We start from the raw sequence: 22573 nt of genomic DNA, 5'->3' as shown, positions 1-22573 counted from the left end.
GACATTCCAGGAGGTTTTTCATGCCACCAGCAGCGACATACCAGGAACTGGGCCATGGCATCACCCTGATAGACGCACAGATCCAGCGCCCCGGTCTGGCCGCCTGCTATCTCATTCAGGAAGGGGATCGTGCCGCCTTCGTGGAGACGGGTACTGCCCTGTCCGTACCCGGGCTGCTGGAAGTGCTGGAGCACAAGGGCATCACCCGGGATCAGGTGGACTATGTGATCCCCACCCACGTCCACCTGGATCACGCCGGCGGTGCCGGCGCACTCATGAGCCACCTGCCCGAGGCCCGGCTGGTGATCCACCCACGGGGGGCGCGGCACATGATCGATCCCTCCAAGCTCATCGCCGGGGCCACGGCCGTTTATGGGGAAGAGGCCATGGCGCGCATGTTTGGTGAGATCCTGCCCATCCCCGAAGAGCGGGTCATTCAGGCCCAGGACGGTGACACGGTCTCACTCAATGGCCGCACCCTCACCTTCCTGGACACCCCAGGACATGCGAAACACCATTTCAGCGTGGTGGACGAGGCCGGGCATGGGGCCTTCAGCGGAGATACGTTCGGGTTGTCCTATCGTGAATTCGATACGGACCGTGGTGCTTTCGCCCTGCCCACCACCACCCCGGTGCAATTCGACCCCGATGCCCTGCATGCCTCAGTGGATCGCCTGGTGGATCAGGGGTTGGATTACATGTACCTCACCCACTACGGGCGCGTGAATGATCTATCGCGCCTGCAGGCGGAACAGCATGAGATGATCGATGCCTACGTGGACATGGCCCGTGCGCATGCGGACGCCGGCGAGGGTCGGCACGAGGCCCTGGTGGAAGGCATGATGGCCTTGCTGGTGAAGCGTCTGCGGACCCACGGCTGCGACATGCCGGAACCTCGGGTCAGGGAGCTGCTGGGGATGGATGTGGAACTGAATGTGCAGGGCCTGGAGTTCTGGCTGGATCACGAATGAGCCTCGACAGCCAGAACCGGACAATTGACCGGTCAACTGAATTGAACCATTGAAGAGATTGAACCATTGAAAAGGGGGCGGCCCATGGGCCGCCCCCTTTTTCGATACGCCAACATCGACACGTCAACATCGATGCGTCAACGCACAATCCAGCCTGCCGGCGCTGAGTCCATCAGACCCTTGCCTTGGCCTCGATCCGGCGCTGATGAAGTACCGGCTCCGTATAGCCGCTGGGTTGCTCGCGCCCCTTGAAGACCAGATCACAAGCCGCCTGGAAGGCCACCGAGGCATTGAAGTCTGCCGACATGGGGTGATAGGTGGGATCACTGGCGTTCTGCTCATCCACCACCCTGGCCATGCGCTTGAGGGTCTCCACCACCTGAGCCTCACTGCAGATGCCGTGATGCAGCCAGTTGGCGATGTGCTGGCTGGAGATACGCAGGGTGGCCCGGTCCTCCATCAGTCCCACATTATTGATGTCTGGCACCTTGGAGCAACCCACGCCGTGGTCGATCCAGCGCACCACGTAACCCAGGATGCCCTGGGCGTTGTTGTCCAGTTCCTGCTGGATCTCCTCGGCGCTCCACTGGGGATCGGCCTCCACCGGGATGGTGAGGATATCCTCCAGCCGCGCGCGGCGCTGACCGGCCAGTTGGGCCTGCACGTCGGCCACGTTCACCTGGTGATAATGCAGGGCATGCAGGGTGGCGGCCGTGGGGGACGGCACCCAGGCGGTGTTGGCACCGGCCTTGGGATGCCCCACCTTCTGCTTGAGCATGTCGGCCATCAGATCCGGCATGGCCCACATGCCCTTGCCGATCTGGGCATGCCCCTTGAGGCCACAGGCCAGACCCACATCCACGTTCCAGTCCTCGTAGGCCTGCAACCAGCGGGAGTTCTTCATGGCAGCCTTGCGGATCATGGGGCCGGCTTCCATGGAGGTGTGGATCTCGTCCCCGGTGCGATCCAGGAATCCGGTGTTGATGAAGACGATGCGCTCCTTCACCTCGCGGATGCAGGCCTTGAGGTTCAGGGTGGTGCGCCGCTCCTCGTCCATCACCCCCACCTTCAGGGTGTGACGGGTCATGCCCAGGGCATCCTCGACGCGCCCGAAGAGTTCGTTGGTGAAGGCCACCTCTTCCGGGCCGTGCATCTTGGGCTTGACGATATATACCGAACCGCTGCGGGAATTACGCAGGCCGGTGGTCTTGTTCAGGTCATGCAAGGCGATCAGGCTGGTGATCATCCCATCCAGAATGCCCTCGGGAACGGGCTGGCCATCCTTGTCACGCACGGCATCAATGGTCATGAGGTGACCCACATTGCGCACGAACATGAGCGAGCGGCCCTGCATCACCAGGCGACCGCCTTCCGGCGTGGTGTATTCCCGGTCCGGGTGCATGGAGCGCTCCACGCTCTTGCCACCCTTCTGGAAGGTGGTGGACAGGTCGCCCTTCATCAGGCCCAGCCAGTTACGGTAGACCACCACCTTGTCTTCCGCGTCCACTGCGGCCACCGAGTCCTCGCAGTCCATGATGGCGGTCAGGGCCGACTCCATGAGTATGTCCTTGATGCTGGCGGAATCGGTCTTGCCAATGGGGTGTTCGGCATCAAACTGGATTTCGAAGTGAATGCCGTTGTGCTCCAGGAGTACCGCCTTGGGGGCCGACGCATCGCCCTGGTAGCCCTTGAGCTGCCCGGGTACCTTGAGGCCGGTCTCGCTGCCATCGGCACACGTGACGCGCAGCACCCCATCCACCACGGCATAGCCCCTGGAGCCACCATGACTGCCCTGCTGCAGGGGTGCGGCGTCATCCAGAAACTGCCGCGCGAACTCCACCACCCTGGCACCACGGCGGGGGTTGTACTCGGCCCCGCGCTCACAGCCATCCGCATCGGCAATGGCGTCCGTACCGTAGAGGGCGTCATAAAGGCTACCCCAGCGGGCATTGGCGGCATTCAGGGCATAGCGGGCGTTCATCACCGGCACCACCAGCTGTGGCCCGGCCTGGCTGGCCACCTCGGCATCCACATTGGACGTGGTCACCTGGAAATCTTCGCCTTCGGGCAACAGGTAGCCGGATTCCCGCAGGAAATCCTGGTAGGCCTGCATATCCACAGGGCCGGGATGCGCCTTGTGCCAGTCGTCAATGGACACCTGCATGGCATCGCGCTTGTCCAGCAACTCACGGTTTCGGGGGGCCAGATCATGAACGATCCGGTCCAGGCCACCCCAGAAGGCCTCGGCAGAGACATTCGTGCCCGGCAGGGCTTCCTGGTTGATGAAATCGTGCAGTTGGGCGGCAACCTGCAACTGACCCGCCGTGACATACTCGCTCATATGCTGTCCTCTGCTTCCTGGGGCTTGGGCTTTCAGGGCGACGACTGGATCACGACCAGCGTGCCCTCTGGCATGGTTTCGAACAGTTCTATCACATCCGCATTGGTCATGCGCACACAGCCCTCCGAGGCAGGCTGACCGATCAGCCCCTCCTCGTCGGTGCCATGGATATAGATGTAGCGGGAAAAGGAATCGATCCCCTCTCCCCGGTTCACGCCATCCTCAAGCCCTTCAAGCCAGAGGATGCGGGTCGTGATGTAATCACCGGGAGTGCGCTCGGGCGCAGTCACGATGGGCGCAATCTTGCCCGTGTTCTCGCGGGCCCTGAACACCGTGCCCTTGGGCACGCCATCACCGAACTTGCTGTGGATCCGATGCACCCCCAGCGGCGTACGGAAGCTGCCGTCCTGATTGCCGATGCCGTGGCGGGATGTGGAAATAGGATATTCCCTCTGGATCTGCCCCTGGCGGATCAGATAGAGGCGTTGTTCATCAATCCGCACCACCGCCACCGGGTCGGCCACGAAGAATTCGGGGAAATCCGACTGCAATCGCTTGAGCACGGGTTGATACCAGGGTGACATCTCGCGTTCCGTATCGAAGGTTTCCACGTACCAGCCTGCGCCCGCCATGGGGCCGAAGGCAAACAGACACAACACCAGCATGGCCATGGTCTGGATGCGGCGCAACATGAGATCAGGCGTTGTTGTACAGATCAAGGTTGGCGTATTCGCGTTCCTTTTTCTTTTTGGCCAGGTCATTGCGACGTTCCTCCAGATGGGCCAGATAATCACGACTGACCTGGGTGACGTATTCACCCGTGAACACGGAACAATCGAAATCTTCCAGGCGCGGATTGCCCTTGCGCACGGCACCCACCAGGTCTTCCAGATCCTGATAGATCAATCTATCGGCGGCAACCGCCTGGCAGACCTCGCCCTCGCTGCGTCCGTGAGCGATGAGTTCCTGGGCGGCGGGCATGTCGATGCCATACACGTTGGGGTAGCGCACCGGCGGCGCGGCGGAGGCAAAGTAGACCTTACGGGCCCCGGATTCACGAGCCATCATGACGATCTCCCGGGAGGTGGTACCGCGCACGATGGAGTCATCCACCAGCAGCACGTTCTTGCCCTTGAACTCCAGCCCGATGGCATTGAGCTTCTGGCGCACCGATTTTCGTCGCTGGGTCTGACCCGGCATGATGAAGGTGCGGCCGATGTAGCGATTCTTGATGAAGCCTTCCCGGTATTTCACGTTCAGCTCATGGGCCATCTCGATGGCCACCGTGCGCCCGGTATCCGGGATGGGGATGATCACGTCGATGTCGTGATCCGGCCATTCCCGCAGGATCTTCTTGCCCAGACGCGTGCCCATGCGCATGCGCGCCCGGTGCACCACCACGTCATCGATCACCGAGTCGGGGCGGGCAAAATACACGTATTCGAAGATGCACGGCGAGAGTGTGGCCTGTTCGGCGCAGTGGCGGGTGTGCACGGTGCCATCCATCTCGATATAGACCGCTTCACCCGGGTCCAGATCCCGCACCAGTTCAAAACCCAGGGTGTCCAGGGCCACGCTTTCCGAGGCCACCATGTATTCGGGGCCCTCCGGGGTTTCCCGTCGACCGAAAACGACCGGACGGATGCCGTGGGGATCCCGAAAGCCCACCACACCCCGCCCGGCCACCATGGCCACCACGGCATAGGCCCCCTGGCAGCGGCGATGCACGCCGCTCACGGCGTTGAAGATCTCCTCCTGAGTGACCGCCAGACCGTCCTGGCGGATCAGTTCCTGGGCCAGCACGTTCAGCAGGATCTCGGAGTCCGATTCGGTATTGATGTGGCGGCGGTCTTCGAGGAAGAGCTCGCGCTTGAGGTCACTGGCGTTGGTGAGGTTGCCGTTGTGCCCCAGGGTGATGCCGTAGGGGGAATTCACGTAGAAGGGCTGGGCCTCGGCGGAGGAGGCACTGCCGGCGGTGGGGTAACGCACATGGCCGATCCCCATGGGGCCGGTCAGGTTGCGCATGTGCTGCTCGTGAAAGACGTCCCTGACCAGGCCGTTGTCCTTGCGCAGATGCAGATGACCCTCCAGGTCACAGGTGACGATGCCGGCCGCATCCTGACCCCGGTGCTGCAATACCAACAGGGCGTCGTACAGCGCCTGATTGACAGGGCTGCGACCGACGATTCCGACGATTCCGCACATGGGAAGGCCTCTTAAAGATTCAAAAAAGAGCGGGGGAACCCAATCCGGGGGTCAGTCCCCGAAGGAGAAATTATCTGCGATATCCTGGGGCAGGAAATCACGCATCCACAGTGCGATACGTTCAAACTGGGGCAGTAGCTGGCTTTCCTGCCACCAGGGCTCCTGGGGCACGACGGTCAGGCTCGCCATCAGGACCACCACGGCCACAATGGCCACGCCGCGCGCCAGGCCAAAAACAGCCCCGATGCTGCGATCGGTGCCCGAAAGGCCCGTCTTTTTCACCAACTGGCTCGCCAGCAGATTCACCACCCCACCCACAATCAGGGTAAGGATGAAGAGAATGGCAAAGGCGATCCCCACCAACAGGGTAGGATCTTCGATGCCCAGGGGGAGGTGTTCGGAGAAGGGGGTCGCGTAGGTCAGCGACACCAGGAAGGCCAGCACCCAGGTGGCCAGGGAAATGGCCTCCTTGATGAACCCTCGGAACAGGCTGATCACCGCCGAGACGACGATGATGGCCACGATAACCAAATCAATCCAGATCATTGTCTTGAAGATTGCAGGAACATGAACGGGATTTTAACAAAGATCGAAGGCGCGGATGGCCATTTGCCCGAAAAATAACCCGATCACGGATGGGTCACAACGATACCGGGTAGCTCCTGTTCCCGTTCGAGCCGCGCCTTGAGGGCCTGGGCAGCGCGCCTCTCCAGTTCGGGGCCCACCTTCACCCGGAAGAGAGATCGCCCTTCTGCCTCGGTGCGTTCCACAAAGGCCGGGAATCCTGCCTGCCTGAGGCGCTCGGCCTCGGCCCGGGCATTGGACTCCTGACTGAAACTGCCCACCTGCACCACCCAGCCGCCGGCCACCGGCGTGCTGCCAGGCTGAGGACGTGCCGGCGGACGGGATTCCGCCGAAGGCGCCGGTTGCGACGCGGCGTTATCCGGCAGGGGACGCGCCTGAGGCTCACGCGCCGACCCGGGGGCGGGCGCCTGAAGCATTCGCGGTGTGGATACATCGGGTGCCACGGTTGCGTCGCCACGGGGCGCTGCCGCCGTGGTCGGGCGATCAAAGACCGGTTCCGGGGGAATGGCTTGAGTGGTGTCCAGGCGAGCCTCCCGCCCGGAGCCATCCAGCAGCATGGGCAGGAAGATCACGGCCAGGGCCACCAGGACGGTGGCACCCAACAGACGTTGTTTCAGGGGTGCTTCCACGTGTTGCCCATCATCTCAAAAGCCACGGGCCGGGCCCCTCACCTCAAGGCAAGAGATCCGGCCCACGGGCACTGCAGCCAAAGGCCGCATGTTACTGGTTCAGTGCCCGCAGCATCCACGCGGTCTTTTCATGAACCCGCATACGATCCGACACCAGCGCGGCGGTGGACTCGTCATCGGCCTCCTGCGCCACCTTGAGGACATCGCGGCAGCACTTGACCACCTTCTCGTGACTGTCGGTGAGGATGTCCACCATCTCCCGACCAGCAGGTACGCCCTCCACCTCTTCGATGGAACTCAGGGAAGCCAGTTGCTTGTAGGTGCCTGGAGCCACCACATCCAGGGTGCGGATACGCTCGGCGATATCGTCCACCGCGGTCGCCAGCTCGGTGTAGTGTTCCTCAAACATCAGGTGCAGTTCGCGGAACTGCGGGCCCACCACGTTCCAGTGGAAATTGTGGGTCTGCAGGTACAGGGTGTAGGAGTCGGCCAGCAGGCGCTTGAGGCCCTCGGCAATACTGAGTCTGTCCTGTTCATTGATGCCGATATCGATCTTGCTCACTGGTTTGTTCTCCTTGCTAAACGGACGGATTTGAATCAACGAGAGGGATGGGTCAATCAAAAACCACCCTCACCCATACCAAGGTATGGGCGAATCAGGCGCTCTTCAAGGGTGCGTCGGCCCAGGGGAACGGGGCCTGCAACACGGCGGCCACGGTATGAAAGGAACCGAAGACGATAATGCGATCCCCGGGGCCAGCCTGCAACAGCGCTGCCTCGCAGGCCTCGGCAACGCTGGCCTGGATCTGCACTGGCGCTGCGCCCTCCAGATGGACAGCCAGTTCCTCGGGCGCCAGGGCTCGAGGAACATCCAGCGCCCCCAGGTACCAGGCATTCACCAACGATCTCAATGGCTCCAGAATTCCCGGCACATCCTTGTCGGCCATGACGCCCATGACGGCCAGAGTGCGGCCCTTGACGGGCTCATCCGCCAGGTGCCCCCCAAGGATGCGGGCGCCTTGTGGATTGTGCGCCACATCCACCCACACTGCGGGGTCCTGCTGAAGGCACTGATACCGCCCCGCCAGCCGTGCCTGGGCGATCCCCTCACGCACCGCCCGCTCGGTCAGGGGGACCTGATCCTCCAATAGCAGGGCTGCGGTGATGGCGGTGGCGGCATTGCCACGCTGCACCGATCCGGCCAGGCCCGGTGGCGGCAACGCCGTGAGGGTCATGCCCATGCCGTGATAATCCCACACACCATTTTCGGCCACGGGGCCGGCATGAAAGTCGCTGCCGGCCAGGGCCAGGGGGGTGTCCAGGCTGGCGGCGTGCTCCAGCAGGCGACGGGGCGGATCCATATCACCACACACCGCCGGCTGTTCACCGCGAAAGATGCCCGCCTTCTCGAAACCAATGGCTTCCCTGTCCTCCCCCAGCCAGCTTTGATGATCGATCCCCACCGAGGTGACCACCGCCACGTGGGCGTCCAGGATATTGACCGCATCCAGACGCCCCCCCAACCCCACCTCCAGCAGGATCACATCCATGGATTCTCGGCGGAACAGCCACAGGGCCGCCAGGGTGCCGAACTCGAAATAACTCAGGCTGATGTTGTCCCGGGCCCGGTCGATGGCGGCAAAGGCCTCGCACAGGGGGCCATCCCCCACAGGCTCGCCTTGCAGGCGAATACGTTCGTTATAACGCAGCAGATGAGGCGAGGTGTAAACACCCACGCGATAGCCCGCGGCCCGGTAGATGGCCTCCAGAAACGCCACCGTCGACCCTTTCCCGTTGGTGCCACCCACGGTGATCACCGGGGCAGAGGCCGGCCGCAGACCCATGAGGTCGGCTACGCGCCCCACCCGCTCAAGCCCCAGATCAATGGGGCGTATGTGAAAACGCTCCTGCCAGTCCAGCCAGTCCGACAGGTTGTCGAATCGCGGCCGGGGTGCGCCGGGTTCACTCATGAACTGGCCGGCCCCTGCGCAGCCTTATCCTGCTCCGAAGACGGATCGACCACACCCTCGGGAGATTGCCCCACCCGCTCCGGTTCGAGCTCCTCGTCGAAGGCCTCGGCCTCGGGAACCGGCTGGCCAGGCTGGTGGGTCAGCAGGCACAGCACCGAGGAGAGACGGTTTCGCATTTCCCGGCGATCAATGATCATGTCAATGGCGCCGTGTTCCAGCAGGAACTCGGATCGCTGGAAACCTTCTGGCAGGGTTTCACGTACCGTCTGCTTGATGACCCGTGGGCCGGCAAAGCCGATCAAGGCGCCCGGCTCGGCGGCATTGATGTCGCCGAGCATGGCCAGACTGGCCGATACCCCCCCCATGGTGGGATCAGTCATCACGGAGACATAGGGCAGGCGCGCCTCGCGCAACCGCGCCAGGGCGGCACTGGTCTTGGCCATCTGCATCAGCGAGAACAAGGCCTCCTGCATGCGGGCCCCGCCACTGGCCGAAAAGCACACCATGGGGACGCCCTGTTCCACGGCAGTATTCACGCCGCGCACGAAACGCTCCCCCACCACGGAACCCATGGAGCCGCCCATGAAGTTGAAGTTGAAGGCCGCGGCCACCACAGGCACGTCCCGCACCGTCCCCTTCATGACCACCAGCGCGTCCTTCTCGCCCGTGGTCTTCTGGGCCGCCTGCAGGCGATCCTTGTAGCGCTTGCTGTCGCGAAAGCGCAGCATGTCCACCGGCTCGATCTGGGCCCCGATCTCCTCGCGTTCGCCGGCGTCCAGGAAGGTTTCCAGGCGACGCCGGGCATTCATGCGCATGTGAAAGCCGCACTTGGGGCACACGTCCAGGCTGCGCTCCACCTCGGGGCGATACAGGGTGGCCGAACAGCCATCACAGCGCAGCCACAGGCCCTCGGGCACGGCACGCTTGTTGGTGGCGTCGGTGCGGATCCGGGAAGGGACGAGTTTTTCAAACCAGCTCATGGGCGTCGGTCATCCTGTTGGATCGATGATCGGCACGGGCACGTGGCCGACCTTGAAGACAATGGCGTATCCCGTCAGGCCTTGGGGGCGGCATCCATGGCCTGGCGCATCTCTCCCAGCAGATCTGCTGCTGCGGCACGGCCAGCCGGCAGATCCTGGGTGTTGGCGGCCAGCAGCTTGACCAGCGCACTGCCCACCACCACGGCATCGGCCACACGGCCCACGCGAGCGGCGGTGGGGGCATCGCTGATGCCAAAACCCACACCCACAGGCAGGTCCGTGTGCTGGCGGATCAGGGCAAGCTTCTCCGCCACGGCATCCACATCCAGGGTGGCGGCACCGGTCACCCCCTTGAGGGAGACGTAGTACACAAAACCGGACGCGGCTGCACAAATGGCCTTGATACGGCCCTCGTGGCTGGTGGGCGCCAACAGGAAGATGGGATCAATGCCGTTCGTGGTCAGGGTCTGCACCAGGTCAGCGCCCTCCTCGGGGGGGAGGTCCACGGTCAGCAGCCCGTCCACACCCGCCTCGGCCGCCTCCCGGGCAAAGGTCTCGTAGCCCATGATTTCCACGGGATTGAGATAGCCCATCAACACCACCGGCGTGGTGGTGTTGTCGCGGCGGAACTCGCGCACCATGCCCAGCACATCCCGCAGGCTCACGTGGTGCTTCAGGGCACGCTCGCAGGCCTGCTGAATCACCGGGCCATCGGCCATGGGGTCGGAGAACGGTACCCCCAGTTCAACGATGTCGGCTCCGGCGTTCACCAACTCGTGCATCAGCGGCACGGTATTGGCGGGCTCCGGGTCACCGGCGGTCACATAGGGGATCAGGGCCTTGCGACCCTGCGACCTGAGATATTCGAAACGGGCGGCTATGCGGCTCACAGCTCGATGCCCTCCATACGGGCCACGGTGTTGATGTCCTTGTCACCACGACCGGACAGATTGACGATGATCCCGCCGTCGGAGCGAAGCTGAGGTGCCAGCTTGATCACCTGGGCAATGGCGTGGCTGGTTTCCAGCGCCGGGATGATGCCCTCGGTGCGGGTGAGACGGTGGAAGGCGGACAGGGCCTCCTCGTCCGTGATGGGCACATACTGCACCCGCCCGGCATCCTTGAGCCAGGCATGCTCCGGGCCCACTCCGGGGTAGTCCAGACCGGCCGACACCGAATGGGTCTGGGTGATCTGGCCGTCGGCATCCTCCATGAGATAGGTGCGATTACCATGCAGGACGCCGGGCTTGCCGGCACACAATGGAGCGGAATGGCGGCCACTGTCGATGCCATCCCCGGCCGCCTCGGCCCCGTACATGGCCACGCCGGCATCGTCCAGGAAGGGGTGAAACAGCCCGATGGCATTGGAACCACCGCCCACACAGGCCACCAGGGCATCGGGCAGTTCACCGGTCTCTTCCAGATACTGGGCCCGGGCTTCGCGACCGATCACCGACTGGAAGTCCCTCACCATGGCCGGATAGGGGTGCGGCCCGGCTACGGTGCCGATGATGTAGAAGGTATTGTCCACGTTGGTCACCCAGTCACGCATGGCCTCGTTGAGGGCATCCTTGAGGGTCCGCGACCCGGAGGACACGGGCACCACCCGGGCGCCCAGCAGACGCATGCGATACACGTTGGGCGACTGGCGCTGGATGTCATCGGCGCCCATGTAGACCACGCATTCCAGCCCCAGGCGCGCAGCCACGGTGGCCGTGGCCACGCCGTGCTGTCCTGCGCCGGTCTCGGCAATGATGCGGGTCTTGCCCATGCGCTTGGCCAGGAGTGCCTGGCCGATGGTGTTGTTCACCTTGTGGGCACCGGTGTGATTCAGGTCTTCGCGCTTGAGGTAGATGCGCGCCCCCCCCAGTTCACGGGTGAGCCGTTCCGCCAGATACAAGGGGCTGGGGCGCCCCACGTACTGCGCCAGGTCACGGTCCAGTTCGGCCAGGAACTCCGGATCCTTCAGATAACGATGATAGGCCTCCCGCAATTCCTCCAGGGGCTCCATCAGGGTCTCGGAGACAAACTGGCCACCATAGGGCCCGAAATGCCCACGGGCATCCGGGAAGGCGCTCCAGTCAGGCGTCTGTTGGGGTTTGCTCACGGTCGACACGTCGTACCTCGCTGATGAATCGGATCATGCGTCGGGCGTCCTTCACGCCCGGCGACGACTCCACGCCACTGCTCACATCCACGGCCCAGGGGCGGGTCTGCCTGACCGCCTCGGCCACATTGTCGGGATGCAGCCCACCCGCCAGAACCAACGACTGTGGGCTGCCCGTGGGCCATCGGCCCCAATCGAATGTCTGCCCGGTACCCCCGGCCTGACCAGCGCCATGACTGTCCAGCAGGAAGCCCTGTGCCCCGGCATAACGGGCCATGAAGGCTTCCGGCGTCTCGGAACCGGCCATGGGAACCGCCTTGAGGTAGGTGCGGCCAAAGGCCTCGCAGTAGTCCGGCGACTCGCCGCCATGAAACTGCAACACCTCCAGGGGCACCCGGGCCATCACCTGGCGCACCCTTTCGGCATCCGCATCCATGAACAATCCCACCCGCGTCACGAACGGTGGCACGGCGTGAGCGACAGCCAGCGCTTGCTCCACATCGACTGCCCGGGGGCTTCGATCGTAGAAGACCAGACCGATGGCGTCGCAGCCGGCCCGGGCCGCTGCCCGGGCATCTTCGGCGCGGGTAATGCCACAGATCTTGATACGGGTACGCATGGCCGCCTGGGTTGCTGAACAGGATCGGCAAGATTAACAGAAATCCGGCCCCGGGATCAGCCTGCCGGGCGTCAGGCGTACTCGGGGACGACCGCCGGCGGATTCAGGTCGAAACGATCCTCATAACCCACCTGCACCAGGTACAGGCCGTCCGGCGGGGCCGTGATGCCTGCCTGGGAGCGGTCTCGCGCCGTGAGCACCTCGGCGATCCACTCGGGAGGGTATTCGCCGCGACCAATGGCCATCAAGACTCCGGCGATATTGCGGACCATGTGATGCAGGAAGGCGTTGGCGCGGATATCCAGGTGGATGAAATCGCCGCGCCGATGCACGGATACTTCCTGAACCGTGCGTATGGGTGTGCGAGCCTGACAGCCCTTGGCGCGAAAACTGGAAAAATCATGCTCCCCCAGCAGATGCGGCACGGCCTTCGCCATCAGCGCCGCATCCAGGGGTCGATGAATCCAGGTGACTCGACGGCGCAGGATGGCCGGTCGGGTGAGGCGGTTGAGAAAAATGTAGCGGTAACGACGCCACCGCGCAGAGAAACGGGCATGAAAGTCATCGGGCATGGGCCGCACCCACTGAAAACTCAGCTCCGGGGACAGATGGCTGTTGCCTCCCAGCAACCAGGCGCGCGGGTCGCGCACCGCACGGGTGTCGAAATGAATGATCTGGCCGGTGGCATGCACACCCGCATCGGTGCGACCGGCACAGGTCACGCCGATGGGCTCGTCCGCCACCCGGGAGAGGGCCTTTTCCACCTGGGCCTGCAGGGTACGGGCCTCTTTCTGGGTCTGCCAGCCGCGAAATCCGGAGCCGTCGTATTCGATGCCTATCGCCAGGCGATGAAGGGTCTCAGTCATGTGTTCCAGTCATTCGGAAGAATCAGGGGCGTTCAGTCCCTTCAAAGCACAGCGGCCAGGGCCATCAAGGGCAGGATGATCAGCGCCACACCGAGCCAGTCCCGCCACCCGGGTGCTGCCATGGGGGCCAGATGAATGGGTTCCAGCGGCGCCTGTTGCGCCTGGTTGAGCACCCCCTGAAACAGGCCCGCAGCCCGCTCGCCCAATGCCTGCAGTCGCTTTCCCAGCCCCCGTGGCGCCTCGTTGGCGTGGTCCCGCGCCTCCCGGGCCAGCAGTCCGACGCGGGGAAGCGCCTCAAGGGTCAGGACCAGGCGTACCGCGAACCGCTCGCGTGGAAACCCCAGGATCGCCAGGGGCCGGGTGAGCCAGAGCAGGCCCTTCACCAGGTCATCCCGTCGGGTGGTCTCCAGCAGCCAGACCACCGCTCCCACGGCCAGCACCAGAACCAGGCTGCGTTGCAGCCCCAGCAACAGGCCCTCCCGGCTGGGGGACAACTCCGGGGCCAGGGCGAGCAGCGGCGTCCCGGGAGTAAACCACCCGAACACCAGGATGATGGACAGGAAAAACCATTTCAGCCGCCCCACCATGGTCAGAAAGCGGTCGACCCCCTCCCTGCCCACATGCCAAAGACCCAGCGCCACCCAGCAACATCCACCGGCAATCACCGCCGGGTTGGCCCGAGCGACGCAGAGAATGAACAGGATAACGCCGAGTATCTTGGTGGCTGGGTGCATGAATCACGATGAAGACCACCCACTGGATGATCAGCGCCATCCGGTGGGTGGTCTTCCAGGGCTGGAAGAGGCGCCGGGTAACCGGCGGCTTACTGGATCTGACGCATCAGCTCCTCGGCCTCGCGGCGCTGCACGTCGTCACCATCGCTGATCACCTCCTCCAGGGTGGCACGGGCGCCTTCCGCATCCCCCATCTCGATGTAGGCCCGGGCCAGATCCAGCTTGGTACTGATCTCGTCGCCGAGACTGAAGTCATCATCCTCGGCGCTGTCCAGTTCGTCCGAGGTGCGGGCGGCATCATCCGCGTCAAAGGTGTCATCCAGCCATCGGGTATCGGCATCGGAGTCCAGATCCTCACCCAGCGCCCTGGGCGTGGCAGGCTCATCCTTGCCCATGGACTCCATGTCGTCCAGATCAAAGTTCAGATCGTCCGCATCCAGCTGCAGGGTATCGTCCTGCTCGCCCGTGCCTTCGGTCGTGGGGGGTTCGACACCACGATCCAGTGCCGGGGGTTCATCCAGATCAGGGAAGGGCTCGTCCGTCTGCAGCGTGGCGGTATCGTCCCCCGACCCGGCGCGCCGGGTCGGCTCATCCGCATCGATGTCAGCGCCCTCGTCCAGGTCCGGCCTGGACGCACCCTCACCCACGTCTTTCGCCCAGTCCTCGTCCAGGAAGTCACTGTCGTCCAGATCGAATTCCAGTGTGGCATCATCGGCGTCCTGGGTACGGGCGCGCTCCTCAGGCTTGTCCGGGGCGGATGTGGCCGTCTGCGCCGGAGGATGAACCCGGGTGGGGGCCTCGTCATCCATGCCCGGGGTTTCTTCCACCTGCATGGTGGGCGCATCTTCCGGCGCCGCCTTTCCTGAATCCTCGGGCACATCGGCACCGATATCCTCGGGCAGATCCAGGTCCAGCTCACCGATTTTGGAGATTTCTGTCTGATCCCCGGAGGCTGGATCTTCTCCCAGCCCCATGTCATCCATGTCATCACGGATCTCGAAGTCCACCTCGGAGAGCGAGCCTTCCAGTTCCGTGGTATCCAGATCGAAGTCGCTGGTATCAGGGCGCTCATGGGTGCCCTGACCCGAGGCGGCTGCACCGCGGAAAAGGGGGTTATCGGGGCTGATCTCCTGCCCCATGAGCACCACCCGGTCCCACAGCCTGGCAGGACGCTCACCCAGGGACTGGCGCATGTCTGCCGCCACACCCTCAAAGGCCTCCCGATTCTTGCTGGCGAAATAGGTTTCTGCCAGCTTGAAACGATAATCCACGCGATCCGGATCCTGCTTCACGGCATTTTCAAGCAGATCCTCCGCCTGCTGGTACAGCCCATAGGCCAGGTAGACATCCGCTTCGGCCACGGTATCGTCATTCGATACTTCGTCCCGATGGCGTGGGCCACCATCCTCGGGTTCGGCGGCATCACCGCCGGGGAGCGAGAGCTCCATGGTATCGGTCAACTCCGCAGAATCCCCCATGGGCCCTTTCGGGGAGGGCAACTGCGTTTCCATGGTGTCCATCATCGCCGTGGACAGGTCCTCTTTGGAGTCGGACTCGACACCAAAGGTGGGCCGCTCCCGATCCGCATCATCCCGGGCGGCAGCAACACCGCCGGCGGCCGCGCCGGCAGCCGCGGCGGCGGCGGTTCCCTTGCCCTGAGTACCGGCCTCCTGGCCCACCGAGGCATCAGCCAGGGGGGTTGCGACGTCCTCGCCGTCCTCACGATCACGCAGGCGACGGATCATCAGCCACAGCAGGGCCAGGATCAGCAGCAGACCAAAACCGGCCCCCATCAGCAGGGAAGGATTGTTCAGCAACTGGGTCAGCGCGGTGGGTCGCGGCTCCGGTTCGGCGGGTGTGACCGGCGCAGGAGGCGCTGGGGCCACTTCGGGAGTTGGAGCGGCATCCGGAGCCGGTGCGGGCGCCACCGCCTCGGGGGTCGTTGGCAAAGGCTCGCTTGGCAAGGCCAGAGGCAGGTGGTCGGGGTCGCGCCCCTCCATGCGGGCCAGCTGGTTCTGCAGATCTGCCAGCTGCTGGTTGGTGAGGGTCAGCAGACGGGACTGCCTTTCCAGCAATCCTTCCAGCTCTTCCACGCGATTACGCAGTTCCTCCGCCTCCTGGCGACGGGACTCGGTGGTTTCCCGCAACAGGGCCAGTTCCCGCTGCAACCGCTGGGCCTCGTCATCGGTGAGACCATCGCCAACAATCTCCAGGCGGGCATCGTCGTCCACCGGCGCGGGGGGTGCCGGCTCCCTGGCTTCGTCCGGGGCCGGATCACGCGGCGGTGCCGGCTCATCGGCAACGGCCACCTGGGGTTCAGGCTGCTCCGTGGCCCGCTCCCGGTATTCCCGCCAGAGTCGATTCTGACGCACCACTTCCTGGCGCGCTTCGCGGGGCGCCAGGCGGGTGATCTCATCGCGGGCCGGCACGCGCAGCACATGGCCGCTGCGCAGGTTATTGATATTGTCGTCCTCGAAGGCCTCGGGATTGGCTCTGAGCAGCGCGAGCATCATCTGCTCCACGCTCACACCGGTGTCGGGCCGCAGACGTTCACCCAGCTGCCACATGGTGTCGCCACGGCTGACCCGGTAAGTGGTGGGAGCGGTGTCGCGAGGGGCTTCGGCGCGGGTCACGCCTGGGGGGGCGGTCTCACGCCCGGGAGCCGGTGCCGAGGGGGCCGGGGTGGGCTGGCGGGTCTGTTCGAAGCGGGTGGGCGGATCCAGCAGGATGGTGTATTCGCGCACCAGGCGACCGCTGGGCCAGCTGGCTTCGATGAGGAAGTTGAGGAAGGGTTCGCGGATGGGATCGCGGGAGGTCACCCGAATCACATGGCGACCGTCCCGTGTGGTCATGGGCTCGAACTCGAGCTCGGTCAAGCGGTGATCCCGGTCGATGCCCATGCGCGTGAACAGGGCGTCGGGGGCCAGCCGAACCACCAGATCGTCCATCTCGCCTGGCTCCACGGAGACCAGTTCGATCTCCGCGCGGAGGGGCTGATTGAGCGCGGAACGGGGTTCGATTTCTCCCAGCCCCAGCCCCAGGCTCGCCCCCGGTACGATCAGGGCCAATACGGCCGTTCCCAAAGCCAGTCTGCGCACAGCGTAATCCCCTCTTTGACACGACCCGGGGACCGTCCTGCTTATCCGGCCCGGTCGCCGTTCCCCCGGTTGAGCCTCATCATGCAGCGGACCGGACGCGGCATCCGGTCCGCTGACTCAGGACAAGCCCACGTTATAGGTAATCTTTTATCAAAACTTCGGCAATTTGGATACTGTTGAGGGCGGCCCCCTTGCGCACGTTATCCGCCACCACCCACATATTCAGGCCTCGGGGATGGGAGATATCCTCCCGGATACGGCCCACAAAGACAGGATCGCGATTCGCGCCCTCGGTGACCGCCGTGGGATAACCGCCGTCGGCACGCTCGTCCAGCACTTCCACACCCGGCGCGGCGGCCAGCAGTTCGCGGGCCTTCTCGGCGCTGATCTTGTCCCGGGTCTCGATGTGCACGGCCTCGGAGTGACCGTAGAACACCGGCACACGCACCGTGGTGGGATTCACCTGAATCGCCTCATCCTCAAAGATCTTGCGGGTCTCCCAAACCATCTTCATCTCTTCCTTGGTGTAGCCGTTCTCCAGGAAGACGTCGATATGCGGCAGGCAGTTGAAGGCGATCTGCTTGGGATACACCTGGCATTCCACCGGCTGGCCATTGAGCAGCCGCGCCGACTGGCCGGCCAGTTCCTCGATGGCGTCCTTGCCGGTGCCCGACACCGCCTGGTAGGTGGCCACGTTGATGCGCTCGATACCCACGGCGTCGTGCAGGGGCTTGAGGGCCACCAGCATCTGGATGGTGGAGCAATTGGGGTTGGCGATGATGCCCCGGTTGGTGTGCTGAGCCACCGCATGGGGGTTCACCTCCGGCACCACCAGCGGGATATCGTCGTCGTAGCGGAACTGCGAGGTGTTGTCGATCACCACACAGCCGGCAGCAGCCGCCTTGGGGGCATATTCCTTGGAGACGGAGGCGCCGGGCGAGAACAGACCGATCTGCACCTTGGAGAAATCGAACTCGGCCAGGTCCTGAACCACCAGTTGACGGTCACCGAAGCTCACCCGGGAACCGGCGGAACGACTGCTGGCCACGGCATACACCTGCCCGACGGGGAACTTCCGTTCGGCCAGGATGGAGAGCATGGTCTCGCCAACGGCGCCGGTCGCGCCGACAACGGCCACATCATAGGTTTTGCTCATCTTTATGAATCCTTGAATCGAGTACTGATTATGGGTGCGCGGGCGAGGTTCGATCAGTCGGACAGAGCGGCCACCACCGCCTGCCCCATCTCCTGGGTGCCCACCTTGTCGCAGCCATGAGTCCAGATGTCCGGCGTGCGCAGACCATTGTCCAGCACCTGACCCACCGCAGCCTCCACGCGTGCCGCCTGGGCCTCTTCGTCGAGACTGTAGCGCAGCATCATGGCCACCGACAGCAACGTGGCCAGCGGATTGGCCAGGCCCTGGCCCGCGATGTCCGGCGCCGAGCCATGAATGGGTTCGTACATGCCCTTGCCGGCGGCATCCAGGGAAGCGGACGGCAGCATGCCGATGGAACCGGTGAGCATGGCGGCCGCATCCGAGAGGATGTCGCCGAACATGTTCTCGGTCACGATCACGTCGAATTGCTTGGGCGCGCGCACCAGCTGCATGGCGGCATTGTCCACGTACATGTGGGACAGTGCCACGTCCGGGTACTCCTTGGCCACCCGTTCCACCACTTCACGCCACAGTTGTGAGACCTCGAGCACATTGGCCTTGTCCACCGAGCACAGGCGCCGATCCCGCTTCATGGCGATCTCGAAACCGCTGCGGGCGATGCGCTCGATCTCCGGTTCGGAATAGATGATGGTGTTGTAACCCTGGCGTACGCCATCCTCGCGGGTATCGATGCCGCGGGGCTTGCCGAAATAGGCCCCACCGGTGAGCTCGCGCAGGATCATGATGTCCAGGCCGCCGACGATCTCCGGTTTGAGGGCGGAGGCGGACGCGAGTTGAGGGTAGAGGATCGCCGGGCGCAGGTTGGAAAACAGGCCCAGTTCCGAACGGATGGCCAGCAGGCCACGCTCCGGGCGTTTTTCCCAGGGCAGTTCGTCGTAGCGCGGCCCGCCCACGGCGCCCAGGAGCACGGCATCGGCCTCCCGGGCCAGTTTCAGGGTGTGTGCCGGCAGCGGCTCACCGGCCGCATCGTAGCCGGCCCCGCCGATGGGGGCCTCTTCCAGTTCGGCATCCAGGCCGAAACGATCACGCAGGGCGTTCAGCAGACGGGTGGCCTCGGAGACGATCTCGGGGCCGATGCCGTCACCGGGCATGACAAGGATTTTGTGGGTCATGGGATACTCGGAATGACAACAGGTGTAATGGGATCAGTGTGACAGCCGTGACCGCCTCCGGGGAGGCGGTCCGTCGGTGTGCATGATTCTTTTATCAGGCCGGAAACAGCCAGGGCGCCTCGGCGCGGCGTTTCTCCTCGTAGGCGCGGATATCATCGGCATGCTGCAGGGTGAGGCCGATGTCGTCCAGCCCGTTGAGCAGACAATGACGTCGGAACGGGTCCACCTCAAAGGAGAAGCTCTGGCCCGAGGGGGTTTCCACCGTCTGGGCCTCCAGGTCCACGGTCAACTGGTAGCCGGGCTCGGCCAGCACCTCATTGAAGAGCTGATCGACGATGGCCTCGTCCAGCACCAGCGGCAGGAGTCCATTCTTGAAGCTGTTGCTGAAGAAGATGTCCGCATAGCTCGGGGCAATCACGGCCCGGAATCCGTAATCGGTCAGGGCCCACACCGCATGTTCGCGGGAGGAGCCACAGCCAAAGTTCTTGCGGGCCAGGAGGATCTGCGCGCCCTGATAACGTGCATCGTTCAGCACGAAATCCGGGTTCTGGCGACGCTGGCTGTGATCCATGCCCGGCTCGCCCGGGTCGAGATAACGCCAGTCATCGAACAGCGTGGGGCCAAACCCCGTGCGCTTGACGGACTTCAGATACTGCTTGGGAATGATGGCGTCGGTGTCCACATTGGAGCGATCCAGCGGCGCCACCTTGGCGGTCAGTCTTTGAAATTTTTCCATGGGGTCACCTCACTCAGTTCATTTCCCGGACATCGACGAAATGCCCGGCCACGGCCGCGGCGGCTGCCATGGCGGGGCTCACCAGGTGGGTACGCCCACCCAGGCCCTGACGACCCTCGAAGTTACGGTTGGAGGTTGAGGCGCAGCGTTCACCCGGCTCCAGGCGGTCGGCGTTCATGGCCAGGCACATGGAGCAACCCGGATCGCGCCATTCAAAGCCGGCCTCCAGGAACACCTTGTCCAGGCCTTCCTGTTCCGCCTGCTGCTTCACCAGGCCCGAGCCCGGCACCACCATGGCGAGCTTGACGCTCTCGGCCACCCGGCGACCCTTCACCACCTCGGCGGCAGCCCGGATATCCTCCAGGCGACCGTTGGTGCAGGAACCGATGAAGACCTTGTCCACCGGGATGTCGGTCACGGCCATGCCCGCCTTGAGGCCCATGTATTCCAGCGCCCGCTCCATGCCCCGGGTCTTGACCGCATCACCGGCGGTGGCCGGATCGGGTACCCGACCACCGATCGGCGCCACCATCTCCGGAGAGGTCCCCCAGCTCACCTGGGGCTGGATGCTGGCGGCATCGATGTGCACCACATGATCAAACTTCGCGTCAGGATCGGACTTGAGTTCCTGCCAGACCGCCACGGCCTGCTCCCAGTGCTCACCACGGGGCGCGTAGGGGCGCTCCTTCACGTAGTCGATGGTGGTCTGGTCCACGGCCACCATGCCGGCCCGGGCGCCCGCCTCGATGGCCATGTTGCACACGGTCATGCGACCTTCCATGGACAGATCACGAATGGCCTCACCGCCAAACTCGATGGCGCAACCGGTGCCGCCAGCCGTGCCGATCTCGCCAATGATGGCCAGGACGATGTCCTTGGCGGTGACCCCGGGGCCCACCTTGCCGTCCACGGAGACCAGCATGTTCTTCATCTTCTTCTGCAACAGGCACTGGGTGGCCAGCACGTGCTCCACCTCCGAGGTACCAATCCCCACGGACAGGGCCCCGAAGGCCCCATGGGTGGAGGTGTGGGAGTCACCGCACACCACGGTCATGCCCGGCAGCGTGGCCCCCTGCTCCGGCCCGATCACATGCACGATGCCCTGACGCACATCGCCCATGGGGAAAAAGGTGATGCCCAGGCTGGTGACGTTCTGCTGGAGCGTTTCCACCTGGGTACGGGAGACGGGATCTGCGATCCCCTTGTCACGGTCCGTGGTGGGCACGTTGTGATCCGGTACGGCCAGCACCGTGTTGGTACGCCAGGGCTGACGGCCCGCCAGACGCAGGCCCTCGAAGGCCTGGGGTGACGTCACCTCGTGCACCAGGTGCCGATCGATGTAGAGCAGGGCCGTGTCGTCGTCCTCGCGGCGAACCACGTGGGCGTCCCAGAGTTTGTCGTAGAGTGTCTTTCCGGTCATGGGTGAATACCTCGATTGCCTCTGGTGATAAGGATAGAGACCGGAGTTGGATAACGCCAATTCATCTTATTCATGTAAAGTATTCCTGGCGAGAATTCCAAGCCCACACCCCTTGCGAGAAGCCTCATGCTCCCGGAAAACCTCAAGGCCTTCCTGGCGGTGGCAAACACCGGCTCCTTCTCCGAAGCAGCACAGACCCTGCACCTCACCCAGCCAGCGGTGAGCAAGCGTGTGGCGGCCCTGGAGTCGGAACTGGGCCAGCCCCTGTTCGACCGTATTGGCCGCCGCATCAGCGTGACGGAGGCCGGCCGGGTATTGCTGCCCCGGGCCAGGCTCATCCTGGAGGACCTGGCGGAAACGCGACGGCTGCTGGACAACCTCTCGGATCGCGTGGAGGGCCCCCTCATCCTGGCCACCTCCCATCACGTGGGTCTGCGCAGGCTGCCGCCCGTGCTCGAGGCCTTCGCGCGGCGTTACCCGGCGGTGGAACTGGACATCCGCTTCATGGAATCGGAAGAGGCCTGTCGGGCAGCCGAACTGGGGCAGGTGGACCTGGCCGTGGTCACCCTGCCGGAGCAGCCTTCGCCCCTGCTGACCTGGCAGCGCATCTGGGACGACCCACTGGCCGCCATGGTGGCCAAGGATCATCCCCTGGCCAGCCGGACCTGCATTCCTGAAGACCTGAACGGCTACCCGGCCATCCTGCCCCCGGAAGGCACCTTCACCCGCCGACTGGTGAATGCCGCCTTCTCCACCCAGGACATTACGCCGACACGGGTGCTGGAAACCCACTACCTGGAAACCCTGCAGATGATGATCAGTATCGGTCTGGGCTGGGGTGTGCTCCCCCTCTCCATGGGTGCGGAACTGCATCACCTGGAGTTGCCCGGTCTGACCATGCACCGGGAACTGGGCTGGGTGACTCACCGGGACCGCACCCGGTCCAACGCCGCATCGGTGCTGCTGGCCATGCTGGAGGGGGCCGATGCGCCTTCAGACCCTGCTTGAAGACGTCACGATCAG

General features: G+C 64.2%; 19 protein-coding genes and 1 pseudogene. 2 read left to right on the top strand and 18 right to left on the bottom strand.

What is annotated here, in order from left to right:
• Positions 1-20 precede the first annotated feature (20 nt).
• Entirely contained in the window at positions 21-971 is a 951-nt protein-coding gene (locus tag ECTHA_RS0111015) for an MBL fold metallo-hydrolase (protein WP_025281194.1), read from the top strand.
• A gap of 172 nt (positions 972-1143) precedes the next feature.
• Here the strand turns inward: ECTHA_RS0111015 and ECTHA_RS0111010 are convergent, their stop codons facing one another.
• From ECTHA_RS0111010 to leuC, 18 genes and pseudogenes are all read right to left on the bottom strand, one after another.
• Positions 1144-3312, bottom strand: coding sequence for a malate synthase G (locus ECTHA_RS0111010; RefSeq protein WP_025281193.1), 2169 nt, complete (start codon positions 3310-3312; stop codon positions 1144-1146).
• Between the two features lie 32 nt (positions 3313-3344).
• Complete coding sequence (locus ECTHA_RS0111005; protein WP_026623736.1) at positions 3345-3896, bottom strand: L,D-transpeptidase; 552 nt, start codon at positions 3894-3896, stop codon at positions 3345-3347.
• A 112-nt stretch (positions 3897-4008) separates the two neighbouring features.
• A complete protein-coding gene (gene purF, locus ECTHA_RS0111000) occupies positions 4009-5517 on the bottom strand; it encodes an amidophosphoribosyltransferase (protein ID WP_025281191.1) in 1509 nt (502 codons plus the stop codon).
• A 51-nt stretch (positions 5518-5568) separates the two neighbouring features.
• Entirely contained in the window at positions 5569-6063 is a 495-nt protein-coding gene (locus ECTHA_RS0110995) for a CvpA family protein (RefSeq protein ID WP_025281190.1), read from the bottom strand.
• Positions 6064-6146: 83 nt separating this feature from the next.
• Positions 6147-6731 carry an SPOR domain-containing protein gene (locus ECTHA_RS0110990; protein ID WP_025281189.1) on the bottom strand — a complete coding sequence of 195 codons (585 nt, stop codon included), beginning with the start codon at positions 6729-6731 and terminating at the stop codon, positions 6147-6149.
• 91 nt (positions 6732-6822) lie between these two features.
• Positions 6823-7293: a Dps family protein gene (locus tag ECTHA_RS0110985; protein ID WP_025281188.1), complete on the bottom strand. Its 471-nt coding sequence runs from the start codon at positions 7291-7293 to the stop codon at positions 6823-6825.
• 94 nt (positions 7294-7387) lie between these two features.
• Positions 7388-8701: a bifunctional tetrahydrofolate synthase/dihydrofolate synthase gene (gene folC, locus ECTHA_RS18055; protein WP_025281187.1), complete on the bottom strand. Its 1314-nt coding sequence runs from the start codon at positions 8699-8701 to the stop codon at positions 7388-7390.
• Positions 8698-9681, bottom strand: a complete 984-nt coding sequence (gene accD, locus ECTHA_RS0110975) for an acetyl-CoA carboxylase, carboxyltransferase subunit beta (protein ID WP_026623735.1) — start codon at positions 9679-9681, stop codon at positions 8698-8700. The genes folC and accD overlap by 4 nt, the downstream gene beginning before the upstream one ends.
• A 74-nt stretch (positions 9682-9755) precedes the next feature.
• Entirely contained in the window at positions 9756-10571 is an 816-nt protein-coding gene (gene trpA / locus ECTHA_RS0110970) for a tryptophan synthase subunit alpha (RefSeq protein WP_025281186.1), read from the bottom strand.
• A complete protein-coding gene (gene trpB, locus ECTHA_RS0110965) occupies positions 10568-11788 on the bottom strand; it encodes a tryptophan synthase subunit beta (RefSeq protein ID WP_025281185.1) in 1221 nt (406 codons plus the stop codon). The genes trpA and trpB overlap by 4 nt, the downstream gene beginning before the upstream one ends.
• Positions 11763-12413 (bottom strand): annotated as a pseudogene (locus tag ECTHA_RS0110960) (phosphoribosylanthranilate isomerase); the annotation flags it as partial. The gene trpB and the pseudogene ECTHA_RS0110960, both read right to left, overlap by 26 nt.
• 65 nt (positions 12414-12478) lie before the next feature.
• Entirely contained in the window at positions 12479-13273 is a 795-nt protein-coding gene (gene truA / locus ECTHA_RS0110955) for a tRNA pseudouridine(38-40) synthase TruA (protein WP_025281183.1), read from the bottom strand.
• A 41-nt stretch (positions 13274-13314) separates the two neighbouring features.
• A complete protein-coding gene (locus ECTHA_RS0110950) occupies positions 13315-14007 on the bottom strand; it encodes a CbiQ family ECF transporter T component (RefSeq protein ID WP_025281182.1) in 693 nt (230 codons plus the stop codon).
• Positions 14008-14096: 89 nt separating this feature from the next.
• The gene (locus ECTHA_RS0110945) at positions 14097-17105 is read right to left on the bottom strand and encodes a FimV/HubP family polar landmark protein (protein WP_025281181.1); all 3009 of its coding nucleotides are present in this window, start codon (positions 17103-17105) and stop codon (positions 14097-14099) included.
• A 133-nt stretch (positions 17106-17238) separates the two neighbouring features.
• On the bottom strand, positions 17239-18261 hold the full coding sequence (locus ECTHA_RS0110940; protein ID WP_025281180.1) for an aspartate-semialdehyde dehydrogenase: 1023 nt from the start codon (positions 18259-18261) through the stop codon (positions 17239-17241).
• 53 nt (positions 18262-18314) lie between these two features.
• Positions 18315-19394, bottom strand: a complete 1080-nt coding sequence (gene leuB, locus ECTHA_RS0110935) for a 3-isopropylmalate dehydrogenase (protein WP_025281179.1) — start codon at positions 19392-19394, stop codon at positions 18315-18317.
• A gap of 94 nt (positions 19395-19488) precedes the next feature.
• The gene (gene leuD, locus ECTHA_RS0110930; protein ID WP_025281178.1) at positions 19489-20130 is read right to left on the bottom strand and encodes a 3-isopropylmalate dehydratase small subunit; all 642 of its coding nucleotides are present in this window, start codon (positions 20128-20130) and stop codon (positions 19489-19491) included.
• Between the two features lie 13 nt (positions 20131-20143).
• Positions 20144-21550, bottom strand: a complete 1407-nt coding sequence (gene leuC, locus ECTHA_RS0110925) for a 3-isopropylmalate dehydratase large subunit (protein ID WP_025281177.1) — start codon at positions 21548-21550, stop codon at positions 20144-20146.
• A 126-nt stretch (positions 21551-21676) separates the two neighbouring features.
• Between leuC and ECTHA_RS0110920 the strand changes: the two genes are divergently transcribed.
• On the top strand, positions 21677-22558 hold the full coding sequence (locus ECTHA_RS0110920; RefSeq protein WP_025281176.1) for a LysR family transcriptional regulator: 882 nt from the start codon (positions 21677-21679) through the stop codon (positions 22556-22558).
• Positions 22559-22573 lie beyond the last annotated feature (15 nt).

This window comes from Ectothiorhodospira haloalkaliphila ATCC 51935 (assembly GCF_000633935.1).
Taxonomy (GTDB): domain Bacteria; phylum Pseudomonadota; class Gammaproteobacteria; order Ectothiorhodospirales; family Ectothiorhodospiraceae; genus Ectothiorhodospira; species Ectothiorhodospira haloalkaliphila.
This window is presented reverse-complemented; position numbering and strand designations above follow the sequence as displayed.